This is a genomic window from Micromonospora sp. NPDC052213, from assembly GCF_040679695.1.
Taxonomy (GTDB): domain Bacteria; phylum Actinomycetota; class Actinomycetes; order Mycobacteriales; family Micromonosporaceae; genus Micromonospora.
In genome coordinates this window covers 1-23,307 of record NZ_JBFAVI010000076.1, presented here as the reverse complement: position 1 = coordinate 23,307, position 23,307 = coordinate 1, and the positions used below count along the sequence as shown (strand labels likewise).

The window sequence follows — 23,307 nt, the reverse complement described above, 5'->3', positions numbered from 1 at the left end:
CCGGCCTCGGGCCCGCCGGGCGGTGCGCGCTCGCGCCCGCCCGGCGGGATGGCCTCAGGCCAGGCCGGCCCGGCGCAGCGCGTCGGCCATGGCGCTGTTGGCCGCTGCCGGCGCGGCGCCGCCCCGGCCGCCCTGCCGCTGCGGCGATCCGCCGCGCCCGCCGCGCCCGCCCTGCCCACCGCCGTCCCGGCCGCCCTGCCCACCGCCGTGACCGCCGTCCCGGCCACCCCGGCCACCCCGGTCGCCGCGCGGCCCGCCCTGCCCGGGCTGCCCGCCGCGCTCGCGGCGACCGCCCTCCGGACCGCCGCGACCGGCACCGGCCTCCGCGTCGTCCTCCAGCCGCAGGGTGAGCGAGATCCGCTTGCGGGGCACGTCGACGTCGAGCACCTTGACCCGGACCACGTCGCCGGACTTGACCACTTCGCGCGGGTCCTTCACGAACGTCCGGGACATGGCCGAGACGTGCACGAGGCCGTCCTGGTGGACCCCGACGTCCACGAACGCGCCGAACGCGGCCACGTTGGTGACCACGCCCTCCAGCACCATCCCCGGCGTCAGGTCGCTGATCTTCTCCACGCCCTCCACGAAGGTGGCGGTGCGGAACTCCGGCCGGGGGTCGCGGCCCGGCTTCTCCAGCTCGGCGAGGATGTCCGTGACGGTGGGCAGGCCGAAGGTGTCGTCGACGAAGTCGGTGGCCCGCAGCCCGCGCAGGATCGCGCTCCTGCCGATCAGCGACCGCAGGTCCTGCCCGGTGCTGGACAGGATCCGGCGCACCACCGGGTACGCCTCCGGGTGCACGCTGGACGAGTCCAGCGGGTCGTCGCCGCCCGGGATGCGCAGGAAGCCCGCGCACTGTTCGAACGCCTTCGGCCCGAGCCGCGGGACCTTCTTCAGCTCGGCCCGGGTGCGGAACGGCCCGTTGGCGTCGCGGTGCAGCACGATGTTCTCCGCCAGCCCGGCGCCGATGCCCGACACCCGGGTCAGCAGCGGTGCGGAGGCGGTGTTGACGTCGACCCCGACCGCGTTGACGCAGTCCTCGACCACCGCGTCCAGCGACCGGGAGAGCTTCACCTCGGACAGGTCGTGCTGGTACTGGCCGACGCCGATCGAACGCGGGTCGATCTTGACCAGCTCGGCGAGCGGGTCCTGCAGGCGGCGCGCGATGGAGACCGCGCCGCGCAGCGAGACGTCCAGCCCGGGCAGCTCCTGGGCGGCGTACGCGGACGCGGAGTAGACCGACGCTCCTGCCTCGGAGACCACCACCTTCGTCAGGTTGAGCTGCGGGTACCGCTTGATCAGTTCCCCGGCCAGCTTGTCCGTCTCCCGGCTGGCGGTGCCGTTGCCGATGGCGACCAGCTCGACGCCGTGCGCGCCGGCGAGCCGGGCGAGCGTCTCGATCGAGGCGTCCCACTGCCGGCGCGGCTCGTGCGGGTAGATCGTGTCGGTGGCGACCACCTTGCCGGTGGCGTCCACCACGGCGACCTTCACGCCGGTACGCAGGCCCGGGTCCAGCCCCATCGTGGGCCGGGTGCCGGCGGGCGCGGCGAGCAGCAGATCGCGCAGGTTGGTGGCGAAGACCCGCACCGCCTCCTCCTCGGCCGCCTGCCACAGCCGCATCCGCAGGTCGGCGCCGAGGTGGATGAGGATCCGGGTGCGCCAGGCCCAGCGCACCGTGTCGGCCAGCCACCGGTCGGCCGGCCGGCCCTTGTCGGTGACGCCGAACCGGCCGGCGATCGCCGCCTCGTAGCGGCTCGGCCCGGTGGGCGCCGCGTCGGCCTCGCCGGCCTCCTCGGGCTCCATGGTCAGGTCGAGCACGCCCTCCTTCTCGCCCCGGAACATGGCGAGGATCCGGTGCGAGGGCAGCTTCGGGTACGGCTCGGCGAAGTCGAAGTAGTCGGCGAACTTCGCGCCGGCCGACTCCTGCCCGTCGCGTACCCGGGAGACGAGCCGGCCCCGCGACCACATCTGCTCGCGCAGCGTGCCGATCAGGTCGGCGTCCTCGGCGAACCGCTCGATGAGAATGGCCCGGGCGCCCTCCAGGGCGGCGGCGGGGTCCGCGACCCCCCTGTCCGCGTCGACGTAGCCGGCGGCGGCCTCGCGGGGATCCCGGGACGGGTCGGCCAGCAGCGACTCGGCGAGCGGCTCCAGCCCCGCCTCGCGGGCGATCTGCGCCCGGGTCCGCCGCTTGGGCTTGTAGGGCAGGTAGATGTCCTCCAGGCGGGACTTCGAGTCGGCCGCCATGATCTGCGCTTCCAGGGCCTCGTCGAGCTTGCCCTGGCCGCGGATCGACTCCAGCACCGCCGCGCGCCGCTCGTCCAGCTCGCGCAGGTAGCGCAGCCGCTCCTCGAGGGTCCGCAGCTGGGTGTCGTCGAGCAGGCCGGTGGCCTCCTTGCGGTAGCGGGCGATGAACGGCACGGTGGCGCCGCCGTCGAGCAGCTCCACGGCCGCCCGTACCTGACGCTCGGCGACGCCGAGCTCCTCGGCGATCCGCTGATGAACAGAGAGGGTCACGATCTCGATCCGCCTTCGGTGTGGGTTCCGCTGAGCATTGTGCCGGCCCCCACCGACTGCCGTCGCCGCCCCCGCCCCGGCGCGTCGCCGCCCTGCCCGAGCGCGCCGCCGCCCCGCCCCGGCGAGCCCGTGCCGGCATGTCGCCGCGCCGCCGGGTGCCGCCTCCTCGGTCCGGCGCCGTCGCCGCCCCTCCCGGCCGGCGTGCCGGCGGCGACCGGTCGTCGGTCGGGCCCGCCCTGCGCTAGCGTGGCGATCATGGAACCTCCCGCGGACCCGCGGGCCCGGCGGCTCTTCGGCGGCAGCGCCCGGGCCCTCGGCGACCTCGCCGCCAGCCCGTTCCGGGCCGACCGGGACCGGATCGTGGCCTCGCCGTTCTTCGCCCGGCTGAACGGTGTGACCCAGGTGGTCAGCCCCGGCGGCTCCGGCCTGCTGGTGCACAACCGGCTGACCCACAGCCTCAAGGTCGCCCAGGTGGCACGCGCGATCGCCGAGCGGCTCACGGCCGACGGCGAGCACCGCGACCTGCTGGAGAAGTTGGGCGGCTGCGACCCGGACGTGGTGGAGGCCGCCGCCCTCGCGCACGACCTCGGCCACCCGCCGTTCGGGCACCTGGGGGAGCGGGTGCTGGACCGGCTGGCCCGGCAGCGGCTCGGGCTCACCGACGGCTTCGAGGGCAACGCCCAGTCGTACCGGATCGTCACCAGCACCGAGATCCGCGGCGCGGCGACCACCGGCCTGGACCTCACGGCGGCGGTGCGGGCGGCCATGCTGAAGTACCCGTGGACGCGCCTGGACCACCCGGACCCGCACCCCCGGCTGCTGGACCCGCCGCCGCGCGGCGCCACCCCGCCGCCCGACGACCCCGGCAGCGGCTCCTCGAAGTTCGGCGCGTACCGGACGGAGGTCGACGACCTGCGGCAGGCTCGGGAGCCGTTCGTCGGCCGGATTCCGGACTGGCAGCAGACCGTCGAGGCGTCGGTGATGGACACCGCGGACGACATCGCGTACGCGATCCACGACGTGGAGGACTTCTACCGCGTCGGGGTGCTCCAGCAGGGCGCGGTCTCCGCCGAGCTGATGGCCTGGCAGCGCGAGAGCGGGCACTTCCGGGCCATCACCGACGCGGCCCTGACCGCCGCGGCCCGCCGGCCCGGCTCGGCGATCGAGCGGCTGCGCCGGCAACTGCACCGCAAGGACGCCTGGATCGCCGACGACGAGGCGTTCGCCGCCGCCGTCGAGCACGTCCGCGAGGAGCTGGTGGAGGGGCTGCTGGCGATGCCCTTCGACGGCTCCATCGAGGCGGAGCAGTACGTGGCCCGCTTCTCCGCCCGCTGGACGACCCGCTTCGTCGACGCGATCACGGTGGTCGAGCAGCCCTCGGTCCGCTCCGGCCACGTGCTGCTCGCCCCGGCGCAGTGGCACGAGGTGCAGGTGCTCAAGTTCGTCCACCACCGGTTCGTGCTGGCCCGGCCCGACCTGGCCCTGCACCAGCGCGGGCAGGCCCGGCTGCTGGGCACCCTGGTGGAGGCGCTGCTGGACTGGCTGCTCGACCCCGAGGAGGAGTCCCGGCTGCCGCGCCGCCTGCACGACCTGGTGGAGCTGGCCGAGGCGGAGCTGCACCCGCGTACGCCGGACCGGCTCGGCAGGGCCCGCGGCCGGGCGATCGTCGACTTCGTCGCCCAGCTCACCGACGGTCAGGCGGTCGCCATGCTGGACTCCCTGTCGGGCCGCTCCGGCGCGCTCTGGACCGACGCGTTCGTCCTCTGAGGACGGTCAGGCGACGGCCTGCCACCAGCCGTCGACGGCCGGCGGGTCGTCCACCACCACCCGCTCGCCGGGGCGGGGCACGGCGAGCCGCACGTCGCGGGCCTTCGCCTCGGCCCAGATCCGGTCCACCGGCTCCGACCAGTCGTGCAGGGCGAGGTTGAACGTCGCCCAGTGCACGGGGAGGAGCAGCCCGCCGCGCAGGTCGAGGTGGGCGGCGACGGCCTCCTCGGGGAACATGTGGATGCTCGGCCAGGCCCGGTCGTACGCGCCGATCTGCATCAGCGTGACGTCGAACGGCCCGTGCTCCGCGCCGATCGCCGCGTAGCCGTCGAAGTAGCCGGAGTCGCCGGTGTAGAAGACGTTCCGGTGCGCGCCGGCCACCACCCAGGAGCCCCACAGCGTGCCGTCGCGGCGCAGCCCCCGGCCGGAGAAGTGCTGGGCGGCGGTGGCGGTGATCTCCAGCCCGGCCACCCGGTGGCTCTCGGACCAGTCCAGCTCGACGATCCGCGCCGCCGGGACGCCCCAGCGGTCCAGGTGCGCGCCCACCCCGAGCGGCACCAGGAACGGCGCCGACTGGAGGTCGGTCAGCGCCCGGACGGTCGCCATGTCGAGGTGGTCGTAGTGGTCGTGCGAGATCAGGATCGCGTCGACCGGGGGCAGTTCGTCGAGGCGGACCGGCAGCTCGTGCAGGCGGCGGGGGCCGACCAGGGCCGACGGCGAGCACCGCTCGCTCCACACCGGGTCGAGCAGCACCTTGTGGCCCTCGATCTCGATCAGCGCGGAGGCGTGGCCGTACCAGACGACGTTCAGCTCGCGCGCGACGTCGGTGGCCGGGGCGGCGCCCGGGCGCAGCAGCGGCACCGGGGCGCTCGGGCGGCGCTTCTGCTTGCCGAAGATCAACTCACGGATCAGGCCCCGGTCGGGCGCGCCGGCCATCGAGCGGGCGCCGCCGGGGTTGTGGAAGGTGCCGTCGCGGAACTGCGGCGAGCGCGCCGCCCGCTCCGCCCGCGCGCCGGTGAGCCGGCCGCCGAGCGCCGCCGGCACGTCCCGGGCCACCCACGCCAGCCCGGCCAGCGCGGCCAGCCCGGCCGCCCCGCGCAGCTGGCGCCCCAACGCCCGGTCGAGTCCCGCGCGTTCCGCTGGTGCGCCCATCGCCGTCCCTCCGCCGTGTCCCGTCGTACACGGTAGCCGGGTCTCCGGCGGGTCTGCGGGCGGTCAGGGTGGCCCCGGCCGCACGCCCGCCGGGACCACCCGCGCCGCGCGGCGGCTCAGCCGCCGTTGCTGGGCCGCTGCACGGCCGGACGGTGGGTGGCGCCGGTGCCGGTGAGGCGGTCGACCGCGGCGAGGAAACGCCGGCCCATCCGGGCCCGGGCCTCGACGGCGGGATGGGTGGCGCCGTAGTCGTCGGCGCCGGCCTGCCCGTCGGCGAAGAGGGCGTACGTCAGCAGGGGCGCGCCGGCCGCGTCGAAGATCACCCCGGCCTCGTGCCGGGCGTCGGCGAACCAGCCCGCCTTGGTGGCGATCCGGGCCCGCTCGGCCGAGGACATGACGCGCCGGACCCCGTCGGTGTACGCGACGGGGGCGCGCAGCAGCCGCAGCACGAAGGCCGTGGCGGCCGGCGAGAGCAGGGTGCCGCCCACCAGGGCGCGCAGCAGGTCGTGGGTCTCGCGGGGGGTGCTGGTGCCGAGGAAGAACCGGTTCGGGTTGGCCACCGGCTGCACCTGCGTGTTCGGGAAGCCCTTGTCCCGCAGGATCTGGTTGAGTTCGGCGGCGGGGCAGACCAGGCCGCACAGCCGCACCGCCGTGTCGTCGGAGACGGTCAACAGGTTGGCCAGCGCGTGGCCGAGCGTCACCGAGCTGGGGTAGGCGCCGTCCAGGCTGAACATGCCGTCCCCGCCGGGCACCACGATCGCGGCGGTGACCTCGACCCGCTGGTCGAGCGTCAGCAGCCCCCGGTCGACCTTGTCCAGCACCGCCGTCGCCACCGCGATCTTGTTGACGCTGTACGCCTCGATCCGCCGGTCCGGCTCGTCGGCCACCGCCACCGCCGGTTCGCCGGCCGGGTCGGCGACGCTGACGTACGCCTGCCAGTTGCCGCCGGCGCGGTCGGTCTCCCGCGCGTAACTCGCGGCGACCCGAAGGGCGGCCTGCCGGGGTGTGGCCGGAGCCGGTTCGGTGACCTCGGGGGCGGCGGACGCCGGCGCGGCGGCGCCGAGCACCGTCCCGGCGGTGGCCACCGTGCCGAGTCCCAGCGCGGTCCTGCGGTTCACCCGGATGGTCAATCGTCTCTCCCGTCGTGGTGGTCGGGCGTGCTCTCCGGCCCACCACCCTAGGCGAAACGATCGACGCCGGTGATCCCACGACGCGCTCACCCGGCCGATCCCGCTGGTCGCGCCGGTGACGACCACCGTCCGGCTCACGGCGCGAGCACGACCTTGACGCAGCCGTCCCGCTTCTTCTGGAACATCTCGTACGCCTGCGGCGCCCGCGCCAGCGGCACCCGGTGGGTGCGCAGGTCCTCCACGCCCAGCGGGTCGTCGTCGCCGGAGAGCAGCGGGATGATCTCGTCGGTCCACCGACGCACGTGGCACTGCCCCATCCGCACCTGGATGCCCCGGTCGAACATCTCCATCAGCGGCATCGGATCGACCTCGCCGCCGTACACCCCGGAGATGGCGACGGTGCCACCGCGCCGGACCGCCTTGAGCGCCGCCTTGAGCACGACGAGCCGGTCGACGCCGACCTTGTCGGTCATGGTCTGGGCGAGTTTGTCGGGCAGCAGCCCGGCGGCGGTCTGGGCGAGCTTGCCGAGGGGAGCGCCGTGCGCCTCCATGCCGACGGCGTCGATCACCGCGTCGGGGCCGCGCCCGTCCACCAGGTCGATCAGCGCACCGGGCACGTCGTCCAGCTCGCTGACGTCGAGCACCTCGATGCCGTGCCGGCGCGCCATCGCCAGCCGCTCCGGAACCCGGTCCAGCCCGATCACCCGGTCGGCGCCGAGGTGCCGGCCGACGCGCGCGCAGAACTGGCCGACCGGGCCGAGCCCGAAGACGGCGAGGGTGCCGCCGCGCGGGGTGTCCGCGTACGTCACCGCCTGCCACGCCGTCGGCAGGACGTCGGACAGGTAGAGCCACCGCTCGTCGGGCCCGGTCTCCGGCACCTGGATCGGGCCGAACTGGGCGTGCGGCACCCGCAGGTACTCCGCCTGCCCGCCGGGCACCGAGCCGTAGAGCGAGGTGTAGCCGAACATCGCGGCGCCCTTGCCCTCGGAGGTCACCTGGGTGGTCTCGCACTGGGCGTAGAGCTGCCGCTGGCACATCCAGCAGGTGCCGCAGGAGATGGTGAACGGCACCACCACCCGGTCGCCCGGCTTGAGCCGGGTCACCCCCGGGCCGACCTCCTCGACGATGCCCATCGGCTCGTGGCCGAGGACGTCGCCGGGCGTGAGGTACGGCCCGAGCACCTCGTAGAGGTGCAGGTCGGAGCCGCAGATGGCGGTCGAGGTGATCCGGACGATCGCATCGGTCGGCTCCTCGATCCGCGGATCCGGCACCTCCTCGACCCGTACGTCCCGCTTGCCCTGCCAGGTCAGTGCCTTCATGTCCCGACGTCCCCTCTCGCGCCCTCCGGTGGACTGCTACCCGTCCACGCCGGCTTGAACCGGGCCCGGGCGGTTGGTCCGTGAGTGCGGCGTCGGACCGTGGGCGTCGGGGCGCGGCTGGGCCGCCGGCCGTCCCGGGTGGCAGCGGCGAGTTGGTGAGGTGGGTTTGGGTGGGGGCACGGGGTGGCCGTCGAGCTGCCCGTGGGGTGGGGCAGGGTGGTTGGTGACGTGCTGCGGGCGTGACGGCGGCGGGCGGGCGAGTGCCGGAAAGCGGGCGGGCCGCCGCACCCGCAGGGGTGCGACGGCCCGCCGTCGGCGTGCTGCCGGAAGGGTCAGGCGCCGGGGGTGTTGTCGCCCCGCTTCGAGGTGGCCATCAGGTAGTCGCGGTTGAGTCGGCCGATCGTGTTCAGCGGGATGCCCTTCGGGCAGACCACGGTGCACTCACCGGCGTTGGTGCAGCCGCCGAAGCCGGCCTCGTCGTGCGCGTCGACCATGCCGATCACCCGGGTGTAGCGCTCCGGCTGGCCCTGCGGCAGCAGCGAGAGCTGGGTGATCTTGGCGGCGGTGAAGAGCATGCCGGAGCCGTTGGGGCAGGCGGCCACGCAGGCGCCGCAGCCGATGCACTCGGCCGCCTCGAAGGCGGCGTCGGCGTTGGCCTTGGCGACCGGGGTGGAGTGTGCCTCGGGGGCGCTGCCGGTCGGCGCGGTGATGTAGCCGCCGGCCGCGATGATCTTGTCGAACGCGCCCCGGTTGACCACCAGGTCCTTGATGACCGGGAACGCCCGGGCCCGCCACGGCTCGATGTCGATCGTGTCGCCGTCGGAGAACTGCCGCATGTGCAGCTGGCAGGCGGTGGTGCCGCGCTGCGGCCCGTGCGCGTTGCCGTTGATCATCAGGCCGCACATGCCGCAGATGCCCTCGCGGCAGTCGTGGTCGAACGCCACCGGCTCCTCGCCGGCGAGGATCAGTCGCTCGTTGAGCACGTCGAGCATCTCCAGGAACGACATGTCCGGGGAGACGTCGTCGACCTTGTAGGTCACCATCCGACCCTTGTCCTCGGGGTCGGACTGGCGCCAGATGCGCAGGGTCAGGTTCACTTGTAGCTCCGCTGCGTGGGGTGGACGTATTCGAACTTGAGGTCTTCCTTGTGCAGCACCGAGGGCTCGCCGGTGGCGGTGAACTCCCAGGCCGCGACGTACGCGAACCGCTCGTCGTCGCGTTCCGCCTCGCCGTCGGGCGTCTGGTGCTCGGCCCGGAAGTGGCCGCCGCAGGACTCCTCGCGGTGCAGGGCGTCGATGCACATCAGCTCGGCGAGCTCGAAGAAGTCGGCCACCCGGCCGGCCTTCTCCAGCGACTGGTTGAGCCCCTCGCCGTTGCCCGGCACCCGGACCCGCTGCCAGAACTGGTCGCGCAGGGCGCGGATCTCGTCGATCGCCTTGCGTAGCCCGGTCGCGCTGCGCTCCATGCCGCAGTGCTCCCACATGATCTGACCCAGTTCGCGGTGGAACGAGTCGACGGTCCGGTCGCCGTTGACCGCCAGCAGCCGCTGGATGCGGTCCTCGACGTCGGCGCGCGCCTGCACGGCCGCGGGGTGGCTGGCGTCGACCTTGTCGAACGGCCCGGCCGCCAGGTAGTTGGCGATGGTGTTCGGCAGCACGAAGTAGCCGTCGGCCAGGCCCTGCATCAGCGCCGAGGCGCCGAGCCGGTTCGCGCCGTGGTCGGAGAAGTTCGCCTCGCCGACCACGAACAGGCCCGGGATGGTCGACTGGAGGTCGTAGTCGACCCAGAGGCCGCCCATCGTGTAGTGCACGGCGGGGTAGATCCGCATCGGGACCTCGTACGGGTCCTCGCCGGTGATCCGCTCGTACATCTCGAAGAGGTTGCCGTACTTGGCCTCGATGGCCTTGCGGCCGAGCCGGTTGATCGCGTCGGCGAAGTCCAGGTAGACGCCGAGCCCGGTCGGGCCGACGCCGCGTCCCTCGTCGCAGACGTTCTTGGCGGCGCGGGAGGCGATGTCCCGGGGGACCAGGTTGCCGAAGGAGGGGTAGATCCGCTCCAGGTAGTAGTCCCGCTCGTCCTCGGGGATGTCCTTCGGGCTGCGGGTGTCGCCCTTGGCCTTGGGCACCCAGACCCGGCCGTCGTTGCGCAGCGACTCGCTCATCAGGGTCAGCTTCGACTGGTGGTCGCCGGAGACCGGGATGCAGGTCGGGTGGATCTGCGTGTAGCAGGGGTTGGCGAAGTACGCGCCCTTGCGGTGCGCCCGCCAGGTGGCGGTGACGTTGCAGCCCTTGGCGTTGGTGGAGAGGTAGAAGACGTTGCCGTAGCCGCCGGAGGCGAGCACGACGGCGTCCGCGAACTCCGTGGTGATCTCGCCGGTGACCATGTCCCGGACGACGATGCCCCGGGCCTTGCCGTCGACGACGATCAGCTCCAGCATCTCGTGCCGGGCGTTCATCTCGACGTTGCCGAGGCCGATCTGCCGCTCCAGCGCCTGGTACGCGCCGAGCAGCAGCTGCTGACCCGTCTGGCCCCGCGCGTAGAAGGTGCGCTGCACCTGCGCTCCGCCGAAGGATCGGGTGTCGAGCAGGCCGCCGTACTCGCGGGCGAACGGGACGCCCTGGGCGACGCACTGGTCGATGATGTTGACCGAGACCTCGGCCAGCCGGTGGACGTTCGACTCCCGGGAGCGGAAGTCGCCGCCCTTGACGGTGTCGTAGAAGAGCCGGTGCACCGAGTCGCCGTCGTTGCGGTAGTTCTTGGCGGCGTTGATGCCGCCCTGCGCGGCGATGGAGTGCGCCCGGCGCGGGCTGTCCTGGTAGCAGTAGGACTTGACCCGGTAGCCCTGTTCGGCGAGCGTGGCGGCGGCCGAGCCGCCGGCCAGGCCGGTGCCGACCACGATCACGGTCATCTTCCGGCGGTTGGCCGGGTTGACCAGCTTGGCCTCGAAGCGGCGGCGGTCCCAGCGGGTCTCGATCGGGCCCTCGGGAGCCTTGGTGTCGGCGATCGGGTCGCCCTCGGTGTAGAGATCCATGTCAGGACACCAATCCGGTGAGTACGGCGAACGGGACCACCAGGAAGCCGGCGCAGAGCGTGACGGCGAAGACCAGCGCGGCGGTGCGCGCCCGGCGCTCGCCCTTCGGGGTCTGCTGCCCCAGGCTGCGGAACGCGCTGAACGCCCCGTGCCGCAGGTGGAAGCCCAGCGCGACGATCGCCAGGGTGTAGAAGAGCGTGACGTACCAGCGCTCCGGCGCGAAGTCGGCGACGACGTTGGCGTACGGCTTCGTCGGGTCGCCGACCGGGTTCAGGTGACCGGTGGTCAGGTCCAGCAGGTGGTAGATCACGAAGAGGAGGATGATCACCCCGCCCCAGCGCATCGTGCGGGCCGCGTAGCTGCCCTGGACCTTCGGGCGGTGTGCGTACCGGACCGGGCGGGCGGCGCGGGAGCGCCGGGCCAGGACGGTGGCGGCGGCGATGTGCGCCACGACGGCGACGGTCAGCGCGCCGCGCTGGATCCAGAGGAACCAGACGCCCGGCAGCAGCGGCTTGCCGATGTCGCGCAGCCAGTGCGCGTAGTGGTCGAACGAGGTCTCCCCCGTGAACACCTTCAGGTTGCCGAGCATGTGCAGGATGAGGAACAGCACCAGGATGATGCCCGTCACCGCCATGACGGCCTTGAGGCCGACGTTGGAGCGGATGGGCGACCGTGTTCTCGTGACTACCACGCGAACGACGCTAGGAGCACATGGATCAGTCGTCCAATGCATCGACCTCGCAGTCTTGATAGCTATAGGCTATGTAGATGCAGCTCCATCAGCTGAAGTACTTCGTGGCGGTCGCCGAAGTCCGACATTTCACCCAAGCCGCCGATCTGGTGGGCATCACGCAACCGTCCTTGAGTAAGCAAATTCACGCCCTGGAGGACGCCCTCGGCGCCCCCCTCTTCGAGCGGGTAAGGGGCAACATCGCGCTGACCGCGGCGGGGGAGGTGCTGCTTCCGCTGGCCAAGCGGATCCTCGCCGACGTGGACACGGCGACCCGCGAGGTGCAGGAGCTGGTCGGCCTGCGGCGCGGCCGGGTCCGGCTCGGCGCCACCCCCAGCCTGGCCACCTCGCTCGCCCCGCCGGTGCTGCGCCGGTTCCGCGACGCCCATCCCACCGTCGACCTGCGGGTGGAGGAGAGCGGCTCGCAGGACCTGGTCCGCGACCTGCTCCGCGGCGACCTCGACCTGGCGCTGATCATCATGCCGGCGCAGGGCACCGATCCCGGGCTGCGCGCGGACCCGATCCTGCGGGAGAGCCTGGTGGTCGCCTCGGTGGAGGAGCTGTCGGTCGCCCCCGGCGCCGGCCAGCTGCGCGTCGGCGACCTGCGCGACCAGCCGATGGTGATGTTCCGGGAGGGCTACGACCTGCGCGACGCCACCATCCAGGCCTGCCGGGAGGCCGGCTTCGAGCCCACCATCGCGGTCGACGGCGGCGAGATGGACGCCGTGCTGAGCTTCGTCGAGGCCGGGCTGGGCGTCGCGCTGGTGCCCGGGATCGTGGTGGCCCGCCGGGCGGGCGTCCGGGTCACCCGGCTGGCCCCGCCCGGCGTCCGGCGGACCATCGCGGTCGCCCGACGCCGCGACGTGGTGCCCACCCACGCCGGCCGGGAGCTGCGCCGGATACTGCTGGAGTACGTCCGCGACGCCACCACCAACGGCGACCTGCCGCCCGGCGTCGAGCCGCTCTGACCCGCCGGGACGACCCGTCGGCAAGGCGACCTCGGGTGCGCAAGGCGGAAGGCGAATCCCGGCCGGCGGTCGACCTACGCTGCCCGCATGGCAACCGGCAGCGCCGTGGTGATCGGCGCCAGCATGGGCGGCCTGCTGGTCGCCCGCGCACTCACCGAGGCGTACGACCGGGTCACCCTCGTCGACCGCGACGTGCTGCCCGAGCGGGCGGCCAGCCGCCGGGGCGTGCCGCAGGGGCGGCAGTTGCACGTCCTGCTGGCCCGGGGCCGGCAGGCGTTCGAGGAACTGCTGCCCGGCATCACCGCCGAGCTGACCGCGAACGGCGTGCCCACGGTCGACCTGCACGAGCAGGTCCACTGGTACAACGACGGCCACCGGATGCGGCGCGCGCCGTCGCCGCTGCTCGGCTTCGGGGTCAGCCGGCCGCTGCTGGAGCAGGTGGTCCGGCGGCGGGTAGCCGCCCTGCCCGGGGTCCGGATCGTGTCGGGCTGCGAGGCGGAGGGGCTCACCACCACCGCCGACCGGCGCCGGGTCACCGGCGTGCGGCTGCGCCCCCGCGACGGGGAGCCGCACACCGTCGAGGCCGACCTGGTGGTGGACGCCGGCGGCCGGGGCAGCCGCAGCCCCGTGTGGCTGGCCGAGCTGGGCTACCGGCCGGCGCCCGAGGACCGGGTCCGGATCGGGGTCACCTACGTCACCCGCACCTACCGCCGCGAGCCGCACCACCTGGAGGGGCTGCTCGGCGCGCTCACCAACGCCGTGCCCGGCCAGCCGTGGGGCGGCATCGTCGCCGTGCAGGAACAGGACCGGTTCGCGGTGGCGCTCAGCGGCATGCTCGGCGAGGAGCCGCCGGCCGACGACGAGGGAATGGCCGCCTTCGCCGACCGCCTCGCCGCCCCGCAGATCGCCGAGCTGCTGCGTACGGCGCGGCCGGCGAGCCCACCGGTGACGATGCGGTACCCGGCCAGCGTGCGGCGCCGCTACGAGCGGCTGCGCCGCTTCCCGGCCGGCTATCTCGTGGTGGCCGACGCGTTGTGCAGCTTCAACCCGGTCTACGGGCAGGGCATGACCGTGGCCGCGCTGGAGGCGCTGTTGCTGCGCCGGCTGGTCCGGCGGCGGCCGGACCGGCTCGCCCGGAGCTTCTTCCGGGGCGCGCGTCGCCTGATCGACGGGCCGTGGTCCATCGCGGTCGGCACCGACCTGCGCTTCCCCGAGGTGCCCGGTCGGCGTTCGCCGCGGGTGCGCCTGGTCAACGCGTACGTCGGCCGGCTGCACGCCGCGGCGGCCCGGGACGCGGCGCTGGGCGCGGCGTTCCTGCGGGTGCTCAACCTCGTCGACCCGCCGGCGCGGCTGCTCTCCCCGGCGGTGCTGCTGCGGGTGCTGCGCGGCGCGTCCGCGTCGGCGCGCTGACCCGCCGGCCCGCCCCGCCGACCCGCGCCCGGACTACCTGCCCTCGGCGTCGTCCATCGCGCGGTAGATCCGCTGCTCCGACACCGGGTACGGGGTGCCCAGGGCCTGGGCGAAGACGTTCACCCGCAGCTCCTCGATCATCCAGCGGATCTGCCGGACCGCCGCCGACTGCCGGCGGCTCGGCGGCAGCGCGGCGAGCATGTCCTGGTATTCCTTCTGCACCACCGCGATCCGGTCCTGCTGCTGCTTGTCGCGCTGCGGGTTGCCGGGCAGCCGGTCCAGGCGCCGCTCGATCGCCGTGAGGTAGCGCAGCAGGTCGGGCAGGCGCGCGTACCCGGTCTCGGTGACGAAGCCGGCGTGCACCAGGCCGGTGAGCTGGGCCCGGATGTCGGCCAGCGCCGCCACCACGGCCAGGTTCTGGGTCTTGCCGAGCCGCTGCTCCACCGCGTGCGCGGCGGCGAGCACCCTGCGCACCCGGTCCATCACCTCGACCACGGTGTCCACCAGGTCGGCGCGGACCCTCTCGCGCAGGGCGGCGAAGCCCTCGGCGTCCCAGGCCGGCCCGCCGGCGTCGCCGATCAGCTTGTCGATCGCCGCCCCGGCGGCGTCCTCGATGAGCTGCTGCACACCCCCGTGCGGGTTGCGGCTCAGGGCCAGCTTCGCCTCGTTGCTCAGCCGCCCCTGGAGGAACCTCGCCGGCGACGGCACGGTCAGCCGGAGCAGCCGCCGGGTGCCCGCCCAGTGCGCGGCCTCTTGCTCGGCCGGCGAGTCGAACACCTTCACCCCGACCGTGGCGCCCTCGTCCACCAGCGCCGGGTACGCCGTCACCGCGTACCCGGCCCGGACCTGCTCGATGGTGCGCGGCAGCGTGCCGATGCCCCAGTCGGTCAGCCCGGTGCGGGCCACGTCCGGCGCGGCGGCGGCCACCACCTGGCGTACCTCCGCCTTGAGCTGGCGTTGCAGGGCCGGCAGGTCCTTGCCCTCGGCGACCGGCTTGTTCTCCTCGTCGAGCACCCGGAAGCTCACCCTCAGGTGCGCGGGCAGCCGGTCGAGGTCCCAGGCGTCGCGGGGCACGGTGACGCCGGTCATCCGGCGCAGCTGCCGGGTCAGCGCGTCCAGCAGCGGCTCCTCGCCGGCCGGCATCGCGGCGAGCGCCGCGCGGGCGTAGTCCGGCACCGGGACGAAGTTGCGGCGCACCGCCTTGGGCAGCGAGCGGATCAGCGCGACCACCAGTTCCTCGCGCAGCCCGGGGACCTGCCAGTCGAAGCTCTCGGCCGGCACCTGGTTGAGCAGCGGCAGCGGGATGTCGACGGTCACGCCGTCGGTCGCGGTGCCCGGCTCGAACCGGTAGGTCAGCGGCAGGGTCACCCCGTCGGCCGACCACTCGTCGGGATAGTCGGCCTCGTCCACCCCGCCGCGGCCGGCGTTGACCAGCAGCTCCCGGGTGAAGGTGAGCAGGTCCGGCTGCTCGCGGCGGGTCTTCTTCCACCAGGCGTCGAAGTGCCGCCCGGAGACCACGTCCGCCGGGACGCGGGCGTCGTAGAAGTCGAAGACGGTCTGGTCGTCGACGAGGATGTCGCGGCGACGGGCCCGGTTCTCCAGCTCCTCGATCTCCGCCAGCAGCCGCTGGTTGTCCCGCCAGAAGTGGTGGTGGGTCTGCCAGTCGCCCTCCACCAGGGCGTGCCGGATGAACAGCTCGCGGGACAGCGCCGGGTCGATCCGGCCGAAGTTGACCTTGCGCGAGGTGACCAGCGGGACGCCGTAGAGCGTCACCTTCTCGTACGCCATCACGGCCGCCTGCTTCTTCTCCCAGTGCGGCTCGCTGTAGCTGCGCTTGACCAGGTGCTGGGCGAGGGGCTCGACCCACTCCGGCTCGACCCGGCCGTTCACCCGGCCCCAGAGCCGGGAGGTCTCCACCAGCTCGGCGGCCATCACCCACCGCGGCGGCTTCTTGAACAGCGCCGAGCCGGGGAAGAGCGCGAACTTGGCGCCCCGCGCGCCCAGGTACTCGTGCTTCTGGGCATCCTTGAGCCCGATGTGCGACAGCAGGCCGGCCAGCAGCGACTGGTGCACCCTGGGGGTGTCGATCTCCTCCGGCAGGTCCGCGCCGCCCCGGCGCCGGCCGCCGCCGTCGGCGTCCCGCGCCGGTCGCCCCTCTTCGGGGGTACGCAGCACCTGGCGCAACTGGCTGACGATGTCCTGCCATTCGCGTACCCGCAGGTAGTTGAGGAACTCCGCCTTGCACATCCGGCGGAACGCGCTGGAGGACAGCTCGCGCTGCTGCTCGCGCAGGTGCCGCCACAGGTTGAGCAGCGTCACGAAGTCCGACTCGCGGTCGGTGAACCGGGCGTGCGCCTGGTCGGCCTGGGCCTGCCGGTCCGCGGGCCGCTCGCGGGGGTCCTGGATCGACAGCGCGGCGGCGATCACCATCACCTCGGTGGCGCAGCCGTTGCGCTCACCCTCGACGACCATCCGGGCCAGCCGCGGGTCGACGGGGAGCTGGGCGAGCCGCCGGCCGAGCGGGGTGAGCCGCTTCGCCGGGTCGGGCTCGGCCGGGTCCAGCGCGCCCAGCTCGTGCAGCAGGTTGACGCCGTCGGCGATGTTGCGCCGGTCCGGCGGGTCGATGAACGGGAACGCGGCGATGTCGCCGAGCCCGATCGAGGTCATCTGGAGGATGACCGAGGCGAGGTTGGTACGCAGGATCTCGGGGTCGGTGAACTCGGGGCGGGACAGGAAGTCCTGCTCGTCGTAGAGGCGGATGCAGATGCCGTCCGAGGTGCGCCCGCAGCGCCCCTTGCGCTGGTTGGCGGAGGCCTGCGAGACCGGCTCGATCGGCAGCCGCTGCACCTTGAGCCGGCTGCTGTAGCGGGAGATGCGGGCCGTGCCCGGGTCCACCACGTACTTGATGCCGGGCACGGTGAGCGAGGTCTCCGCGACGTTGGTCGCGAGCACCACCCGGCGCCCGGCGTGCGGGGCGAAGACCCGGTGCTGCTCGGCGGTGGAGAGCCGGGCGTAGAGCGGCAGGATCTCCGTGCCGCGCAGCGCCGGCTTCTTCTCCACCAGCTTGCCCAGCGCGTCGGCGGTGTCCCGGATCTCCCGCTCGCCGCTGAGGAAGACCAGGACGTCGCCGGGCCCCTCGGCGGCCAGCTCCTCGACGGCGTCGCCGATGGCCTGGATCTGGTCCCGGACGTTCTCCTCGTCGTCCCCGTCGTCCTCGCCCTCGGCGACCTCGACCAGCGGCCGGTAGCGCACCTCGACCGGGTACGTGCGCCCGGACACCTCGACCACCGGCGCCGGGACGCCGTCCGGCGCGTCGTCGGTGGGCGGCCCGGCGAAGTGCCGGGCGAACCGCTCGGTCTCGATGGTCGCCGAGGTGATGATCACCTTGAGGTCGGGGCGGCGGGGGAGGAGCTGCCGGAGGTAGCCGAGGATGAAGTCGATGTTGAGGCTGCGCTCGTGCGCCTCGTCGATGATCAGGGTGTCGTACTGGCGCAGCATCCGGTCGGTCTGCAACTCGGCGAGCAGGATGCCGTCGGTCATCAGCTTGACCAGGCTCCGGTCGCTCACCTGGTCGGTGAAGCGCACCTTGTAGCCGACCACGTCGCCCAGCTCGGTGCCGAGCTCCTCGGCGATCCGGTCCGCCACCGTACGCGCGGCCAGCCGGCGCGGCTGGGTGTGCCCGATCAGCCCGTTGATCCCGCGCCCCAGCTCCAGGCAGATCTTGGGCAGCTGGGTGGTCTTGCCGGAGCCGGTCTCGCCGGCCACGATCACCACCTGGTGGTCGCGGATCGCGGCGGCGATGTCGTCCTTGCGTTCGCTGACCGGCAGCTGCGCCGGGTAGGTGACCACCGGCACGGCGGCGCGCCGGCTCTCCAGCCGCGCCTCGGCCCGCGCGACGTCGGCGGCGATCTCGGCGAGCGCCTCGTCGCGCCGCTGCGGGTCCCTGAGCCTGCGCACCCCGTCCAGCCGCCGTTGCAGGCGACGCTGGTCGCGGAACATCAGGGGACGGAGGCGGCGGTGCAGCTCGCGGGCGGGATCGGTCGCGGCGGGTGCGGCTGGATTCTGCATGTCGTCGCCAAGGATAGGCAGCCGGCGGCCGGACCGCTCCCGGGTTACCGGTCCGCCCGCGCGCGTCCGCCCGCGCGGGCGCCGGCGGGTCTAGAGTTGACCGCCGACCGACGTCGAACCACGGGGATGCGCGATGACGATGCGGGACACCGACCGGGCCCTGGTGCAGGCCGCCACGGCGGTCGCCAAGCTGCGCTGCCGCAGCGAGAACCACACGGTCGCCGCCGCCGCGCGGACCACCGACGGTCGGGTCTTCACCGGCGTGAACGTCTACCACTTCACCGGCGGCCCCTGTGCGGAGGTGGTCGCGGTCGGCGCCGCCGCCACCCAGGGCGTCACCGAGCTGGAGACGATCGTCGCGGTGGGCGACCGGGGGCGCGGGGTGATCGCGCCCTGCGGGCGCTGCCGGCAGGTGCTGCGCGACTACTTCCCCACCATCCGGGTCATCGTCGGGCCGATGGACGCGCTGCGCGTGGTGCCGGTCGCCGAGCTGCTGCCCGAGACCTACGTCTGGGCCGACCACCAGCTCGACGGCCCGTCGCTGCCGGCGGCCCGCACGGGCGCCGGGGACTGACGGCTCAGTCGCCGGCCGCCGCCTCCAGCATCGACCGGGGGATCGGCACGCTCTCGAACCGCACGTTGCCCTCCGGCACCATCCAGCTCATCACCTGCACGGCCAGCTGCCCGGCCCGCACGGCCGGGTCGTTGTGATACAGCTCGCGGGCCTCCTCCGGGCTGATCGGGAGCACGACGAACCCGCGCAGCCGGTCGTCGTCGGCCGCCACGAAGGGCCCCGCCGCCAGGACGAGACCCTGGTCCACCAGCCCCGCCTGGTGGGCCAGGTGGGCGTCCTGCAACCGGTCGGCCGCGTCCAGCGGCAGCTCCGGGGCGTCCGGTGGGCGCACCAGGAGCACCACCGTGTGCTGGTCGAATCGCATCCCTCCAGCGTAGGGCCGGGACGTGCCGCCGGGCGGCGGCGCGGCGGATCGACCACCGCTGGTTAGGCGGCCCTAACCGGGTGGTCTAAGGTAAGGCGAACCTAAGCACAGCTTGCGGGAGACTCGTGACCACCCTCGCCACCCCACCGGCCCCGGCCGGCACCCGGCCCCGCGCGCATGGCGGTCGCCGGGCGGCGGTCGCCGTCGCCGCCGCGCTGGCGCTGCTGTTGGCCGTGCTGGCGAGCTTCGCGCTCGGCAGCCGGTCGCTCGCCGTCGACGAGGTGTGGCGCGCCCTGGTCGCCCCGGACGGCGGCGAGGCCACCACCATCGTCCGGGAGCTGCGGATGCCGCGTACCGCCCTCGGCCTCGTCGTCGGGCTGGCGCTCGCCGTCGCCGGGGTGCTCTTCCAGGCGCTGACCCGCAACCCGCTCGCGGAGCCGCGCATCCTCGGGATCAGTGCCGGCGCGTCGTTCGGCGTGGTGCTCGCCATCTCCGTGTTCGGCGTCGGCAGCCTCGCCGGCTACGTCTGGTTCGGCATCGGCGGCGCGCTCCTCGCCGGCCTGCTGGTCTTCGCCGTCGCCACCCGCGCCCGCGAGGGCGCCAGCCCGGTCACTCTCGCGCTGGTCGGCGCGGCCCTCGACGCCAGTCTCGCCTCCGTGGTGTACGCGCTGCTCAGCATCGACGCCCGCACGTTCGAGGACTACCGGTTCTGGGTGGTCGGCGGGCTCACCGGGCGGGATGTCTCGGTGGCCGCCCAGGTGCTGCCGTTCGTGCTCGCCGGGCTGGTGCTGGCCGCCCTCGTCGCCCGCGGCCTGGACGCCCTCGCCCTCGGCGACGACGTGGCCCGGGGCCTCGGGCACCGGATCGGGCTGGTCCGCCTCGGCGGCGGCGTCGCCGCCGTGCTCCTCACCGGGGCGGCCGTCGCCGCCGCCGGCCCGATCGCCTTCGTCGGGCTCGCCGTGCCGCACCTGGCCCGCGCCCTGGTCGGCGCCGACCACCGCTGGACCCTGGCGGTCTCCGCGCTGCTCGGGCCCGCGCTGCTGCTCGGCGCCGACGTCGTCGGCCGGCTGGTCGCCCCGCCCGGGGAGGTGCCGGCGGGCATCGTCACCGCACTCGTCGGCGCCCCGCTGCTGGCCTGGCTGGTCCGCCGCGCGAAGGTGGTGACGGCGTGACCGCCCCCGCCCTGGTCGGCGCTCTGCCGCCCGCCCTGCTCGTTCCCCGCGCGAAGGTGGTGACGGCGTGACCGCCCCCGCCCGCCCCGCCGCACGGAAGCCGGCCGACCGGTCGACGGGCCGCCCCCGTGCCGGAGTCGTCGCGCTGCCCGGGCGCTCGCTGGTGCGCGTCGGCCCGGTCAGCGTGCAGATCCGCCGCCGCTCGGTGCTGGTCGCCGCCACGCTGGTCGTGCTGCTGCTGGGCGCCGGGGTGCTCAGCCTCTCCCTCGGCACCCCGTACGTCGCCCCGGTCGACGTGCTGCGCGCCCTCTCCGGCGCCGGCACCCCGTACGACCTGGTCGTCTTCGACCTGCGGCTGCCCCGGCTGGTGCTGGCCGCGGTGGCCGGCGCGGCCTTCGGGGTCGCCGGCACGCTGATCCAGAGCGTGGCCCGCAACCCGCTCGCCAGCCCGGACGTCGTCGGCATCACCCAGGGCGCCGGCCTCGCCGCCACGGTGGCCCTGACCGGCGGGGCCGCCGCGGTGATCGTGGCGCCGGCGGCGCTGGCCGGTGGGCTGGCCGCCGCCGCGCTGTTGTTCGTCCTCGGCGCCCGGCACGGGTTGGCCGCCCAGCGGTTCGTGCTCGCCGGCGTGGCGGTCGCCTTCGCGCTGCGGGCCCTGACCGAGGTGGTCATGCTCACCGCCGATCCGATCGACGGGCTGCGCGCGCAGATCTGGCTGATCGGCACGCTCGCCGGCAAGGGCTGGACCGAGGCCCTCTGGATCGCCGCCACCCTCGTCGCGCTCCTGCCGGTGCTCGCCTGGGCCGGCTGGGCGCTGAACAGCACCGCGCTGGACGACGACACCGCCCGGGGGATCGGCCTGCGCCCGGTGGCCCGCCGGGTCGGTCTCGCCGGCACCGGGGTGCTGGCCGCCGCGATGGTCACCGCCCAGGTGGGCGCGGTCGACTTCGTCGCCCTGGTCGCCCCGCAACTGGCCCGGCGGCTGGTCCGCGCGGAGCGCCCCCCGCTGGTCTGCGCCGCCCTGCTCGGGGCGCTGCTGCTGGTGCTGGCCGACCTGGCCGGCCGGCGGCTCTTCGCCCCCACCCAGCTGCCCGCAGGGGTGCTGACCGCCGCCATCGGCGGCCCGTACCTGATCTTCCTGCTGGTCCGCGGCCGCCGGCGGCCCTCGTGATGTCCCACCCTGGCAAGGAGGCATGATGCTCTCCACCCGCGACCTGGTCGCCGGCTACGACGAGCGGACGGTGCTGGACGGGCTCGACCTGGAGCTGCCCGCCGACGCGTTCACCGTGATCGTCGGGCCCAACGCCTGCGGCAAGTCCACCCTGCTGCGCACCATGGCCCGCCTGCTCACACCCCGGCGGGGCGCGGTGCTGCTCGACGGCGCCGCCATCCGGGACCTGCCGACCCGCGACGTCGCCCGGCGGCTCGGCGTGCTGCCGCAGAGTCCGCTGGTGCCGGAGGGGGTCACCGTCGCCGACCTGGTCGGCCGGGGCCGGCAGCCGTACCAGCGGTGGTGGCGGCAGTGGTCGGAGGAGGACAGCGCCGCCGTCGACCGGGCCATGGCGCTCGCCGACGTGGCCGGGCTGGCCGGCCGGCCCGTGGACACCCTCTCCGGCGGCCAGCGGCAGCGCGTCTGGATCGCCATGACCCTCGCCCAGGACACCGAGGCGCTGCTGCTCGACGAGCCGACCACCTTCCTCGACCTCGCCCACCAGGTGGAGGTGCTGGACCTGCTGCACCGGCTGCGCGCCGAGCGGGGCCGGACGGTGGTGGCCGTGCTGCACGACCTCAACCAGGCCGCCCGGTACGCCGACCACCTGGTCGCGATGCGGTCCGGCGCCGTGGTGGCCGCCGGGCCGCCCCGGGAGATCCTCACCGCCGACCTGGTCCGGGACGTCTTCGGGCTCGACTGCGTGGTCGTGCCCTGCCCGGTGACCGGGGCGCCCCTCGTGGTGCCCGCGCTCACCAGCCCCTCGCTGACCCGGCCGTCCGACGCGGCCGACCTGGTCGGCTCAGCTCCGGCGGGACCGCCGGCCCCGGCGGCCCGCCCCCCGGCCGAGGACGCGCTCACCCCGCGCACCGGCTCGTACCCCTCGAAAGGAATCTGATGCGTCGTCTCGCCGCCGCCCTCACCGCGGCGCTGGCCCTCGGCGTCGGCCTCACCGCCTGCGGTGAGAGCGACCCGGTCGCCGGCACCACCACCGGGGAGACCCGGGAGATCACCCACGCCATGGGCACCACCAAGGTGCCGGCCGACCCGAAGCGGGTCGTCGTGCTCGACACCGACAAGATCGACACCGCGCTGTCCCTCGGCGTCACGCCGGTCGGCGCCGCCACCGCGGGCGAGGCGAAGAGCTGGCCGACCTACTTCGGCGAGGAGAAGCTCGCCGGCATCAAGGAGGTCGGGGTGCTCACCGAGCCCGACCTGGAGGCCATCAACGCCCTCAAGCCGGACCTGATCCTGGGCAGCAAGTTCCGCCAGGAGAAGTTCTACGACGAGCTGAAGGCCATCGCGCCGACCGTGTTCACCGAGAAGGTCGGCATCACCTGGAAGGAGAACTTCCTCCTCGACGGCAAGGCGCTCGGCAAGGAGCAGCAGGCCAAGGACCTGCTCACCGCGTACGAGACCCGGGCCAAGGAGTTCGGCGCCAAGCTGGGCGACGCCGCCGACCGCAAGGTGTCCATCGTCCGCTTCATGCCGACCGAGATCCGCGTGTACGGGCCCGACTCGTTCTCCGGCATCGTGATCGGCGACACCGGCCTGGGCCGCCCCGAGCGGCAGCTGCTGACCGGCAAGGAGGACCGGCGGATGGACCGGGTGAGCCCGGAGCGCATCGGCGAGGTCGACGGTGACGTCATCTTCGTGACCGCGTACGGCGAGAAGGCCGCCGCCGAGCAGGCCAAGGTCACCGGCGGGACGCTGTGGAAGGCCCTGCCGGCGGTCAAGGCGGGCAAGGCGCACGTCGTCTCCGACCAGATCTGGATGACCGGCATCGGCGTCGGCGCCGCCAGCCGGATCCTCGACGACCTGGCGAAGTACCTCACCGCCTGACCGACGTCCGCCCGGGTTCGCCGGGCAACCGCCTGTGGTGGCCGCACCGTCCCCGGTGC

Annotated in this window: 17 protein-coding genes; 8 read left to right on the top strand and 9 right to left on the bottom strand. The window is 74.2% G+C overall.

The window, feature by feature from the left end:
* Positions 1–54 precede the first annotated feature (54 nt).
* Positions 55–2,511 (bottom strand): Tex family protein, encoded by a 2,457-nt coding sequence (locus AB0L34_RS19255; protein WP_363705710.1) that lies wholly within the window; start codon positions 2,509–2,511, stop codon positions 55–57.
* A 255-nt stretch (positions 2,512–2,766) separates the two neighbouring features.
* Between AB0L34_RS19255 and dgt the strand changes: the two genes are divergently transcribed.
* The gene (gene dgt, locus AB0L34_RS19250; protein ID WP_363705709.1) at positions 2,767–4,278 is read left to right on the top strand and encodes a dGTP triphosphohydrolase; all 1,512 of its coding nucleotides are present in this window, start codon (positions 2,767–2,769) and stop codon (positions 4,276–4,278) included.
* A 6-nt stretch (positions 4,279–4,284) separates the two neighbouring features.
* On the opposite strand, the gene AB0L34_RS19245 is transcribed toward dgt, so the two are convergent.
* From AB0L34_RS19245 to AB0L34_RS19220, 6 genes are all read right to left on the bottom strand, one after another.
* Positions 4,285–5,430 (bottom strand): MBL fold metallo-hydrolase, encoded by a 1,146-nt coding sequence (locus tag AB0L34_RS19245; protein ID WP_363705708.1) that lies wholly within the window; start codon positions 5,428–5,430, stop codon positions 4,285–4,287.
* A 116-nt stretch (positions 5,431–5,546) separates the two neighbouring features.
* Positions 5,547–6,560 carry a serine hydrolase gene (locus AB0L34_RS19240; protein WP_363705707.1) on the bottom strand — a complete coding sequence of 338 codons (1,014 nt, stop codon included), beginning with the start codon at positions 6,558–6,560 and terminating at the stop codon, positions 5,547–5,549.
* A 134-nt stretch (positions 6,561–6,694) separates the two neighbouring features.
* Positions 6,695–7,879 (bottom strand): zinc-dependent alcohol dehydrogenase, encoded by a 1,185-nt coding sequence (locus AB0L34_RS19235; protein WP_363705706.1) that lies wholly within the window; start codon positions 7,877–7,879, stop codon positions 6,695–6,697.
* A 332-nt stretch (positions 7,880–8,211) separates the two neighbouring features.
* A complete protein-coding gene (locus AB0L34_RS19230) occupies positions 8,212–8,976 on the bottom strand; it encodes a succinate dehydrogenase/fumarate reductase iron-sulfur subunit (protein WP_363705705.1) in 765 nt (254 codons plus the stop codon).
* Positions 8,973–10,910, bottom strand: a complete 1,938-nt coding sequence (locus AB0L34_RS19225; RefSeq protein WP_363705704.1) for a fumarate reductase/succinate dehydrogenase flavoprotein subunit — start codon at positions 10,908–10,910, stop codon at positions 8,973–8,975. Before AB0L34_RS19225 ends, AB0L34_RS19230 begins: the two co-directional genes overlap by 4 nt.
* A gap of 1 nt (position 10,911) precedes the next feature.
* Entirely contained in the window at positions 10,912–11,643 is a 732-nt protein-coding gene (locus tag AB0L34_RS19220) for a succinate dehydrogenase cytochrome b subunit (RefSeq protein WP_363705703.1), read from the bottom strand.
* A gap of 35 nt (positions 11,644–11,678) precedes the next feature.
* Between AB0L34_RS19220 and AB0L34_RS19215 the strand changes: the two genes are divergently transcribed.
* Together AB0L34_RS19215 and AB0L34_RS19210 are read left to right on the top strand one after the other, a co-directional pair.
* The gene (locus tag AB0L34_RS19215) at positions 11,679–12,608 is read left to right on the top strand and encodes a LysR family transcriptional regulator (protein ID WP_363705702.1); all 930 of its coding nucleotides are present in this window, start codon (positions 11,679–11,681) and stop codon (positions 12,606–12,608) included.
* 87 nt (positions 12,609–12,695) lie between these two features.
* Complete coding sequence (locus AB0L34_RS19210) at positions 12,696–14,018, top strand: FAD-dependent monooxygenase (protein ID WP_363705701.1); 1,323 nt, start codon at positions 12,696–12,698, stop codon at positions 14,016–14,018.
* Positions 14,019–14,051: 33 nt separating this feature from the next.
* Here AB0L34_RS19210 and hrpA read toward each other — a convergent pair whose 3' ends face one another.
* A complete protein-coding gene (gene hrpA / locus AB0L34_RS19205) occupies positions 14,052–18,086 on the bottom strand; it encodes an ATP-dependent RNA helicase HrpA (protein ID WP_363705700.1) in 4,035 nt (1,344 codons plus the stop codon).
* Between the two features lie 133 nt (positions 18,087–18,219).
* Here hrpA and AB0L34_RS19200 point away from each other — a divergent pair, with 133 nt between their 5' ends.
* Positions 18,220–18,660 (top strand): cytidine deaminase, encoded by a 441-nt coding sequence (locus tag AB0L34_RS19200; RefSeq protein WP_363705699.1) that lies wholly within the window; start codon positions 18,220–18,222, stop codon positions 18,658–18,660.
* A 4-nt stretch (positions 18,661–18,664) separates the two neighbouring features.
* Here the strand turns inward: AB0L34_RS19200 and AB0L34_RS19195 are convergent, their stop codons facing one another.
* Complete coding sequence (locus AB0L34_RS19195) at positions 18,665–19,024, bottom strand: YciI family protein (RefSeq protein WP_357451977.1); 360 nt, start codon at positions 19,022–19,024, stop codon at positions 18,665–18,667.
* A 125-nt stretch (positions 19,025–19,149) separates the two neighbouring features.
* Between AB0L34_RS19195 and AB0L34_RS19190 the strand changes: the two genes are divergently transcribed.
* The 4 genes from AB0L34_RS19190 to AB0L34_RS19175 all read left to right on the top strand — a co-directional run bounded on the left by AB0L34_RS19190 (position 19,150) and on the right by AB0L34_RS19175 (position 23,248).
* Entirely contained in the window at positions 19,150–20,196 is a 1,047-nt protein-coding gene (locus AB0L34_RS19190) for an iron ABC transporter permease (RefSeq protein WP_363705698.1), read from the top strand.
* 67 nt (positions 20,197–20,263) lie between these two features.
* Positions 20,264–21,367: an iron ABC transporter permease gene (locus AB0L34_RS19185; RefSeq protein WP_363705697.1), complete on the top strand. Its 1,104-nt coding sequence runs from the start codon at positions 20,264–20,266 to the stop codon at positions 21,365–21,367.
* 25 nt (positions 21,368–21,392) lie between these two features.
* Positions 21,393–22,304 carry an ABC transporter ATP-binding protein gene (locus tag AB0L34_RS19180; RefSeq protein WP_363705696.1) on the top strand — a complete coding sequence of 304 codons (912 nt, stop codon included), beginning with the start codon at positions 21,393–21,395 and terminating at the stop codon, positions 22,302–22,304.
* Positions 22,304–23,248 (top strand): iron-siderophore ABC transporter substrate-binding protein, encoded by a 945-nt coding sequence (locus AB0L34_RS19175; protein ID WP_363705695.1) that lies wholly within the window; start codon positions 22,304–22,306, stop codon positions 23,246–23,248. Before AB0L34_RS19180 ends, AB0L34_RS19175 begins: the two co-directional genes overlap by 1 nt.
* Positions 23,249–23,307 lie beyond the last annotated feature (59 nt).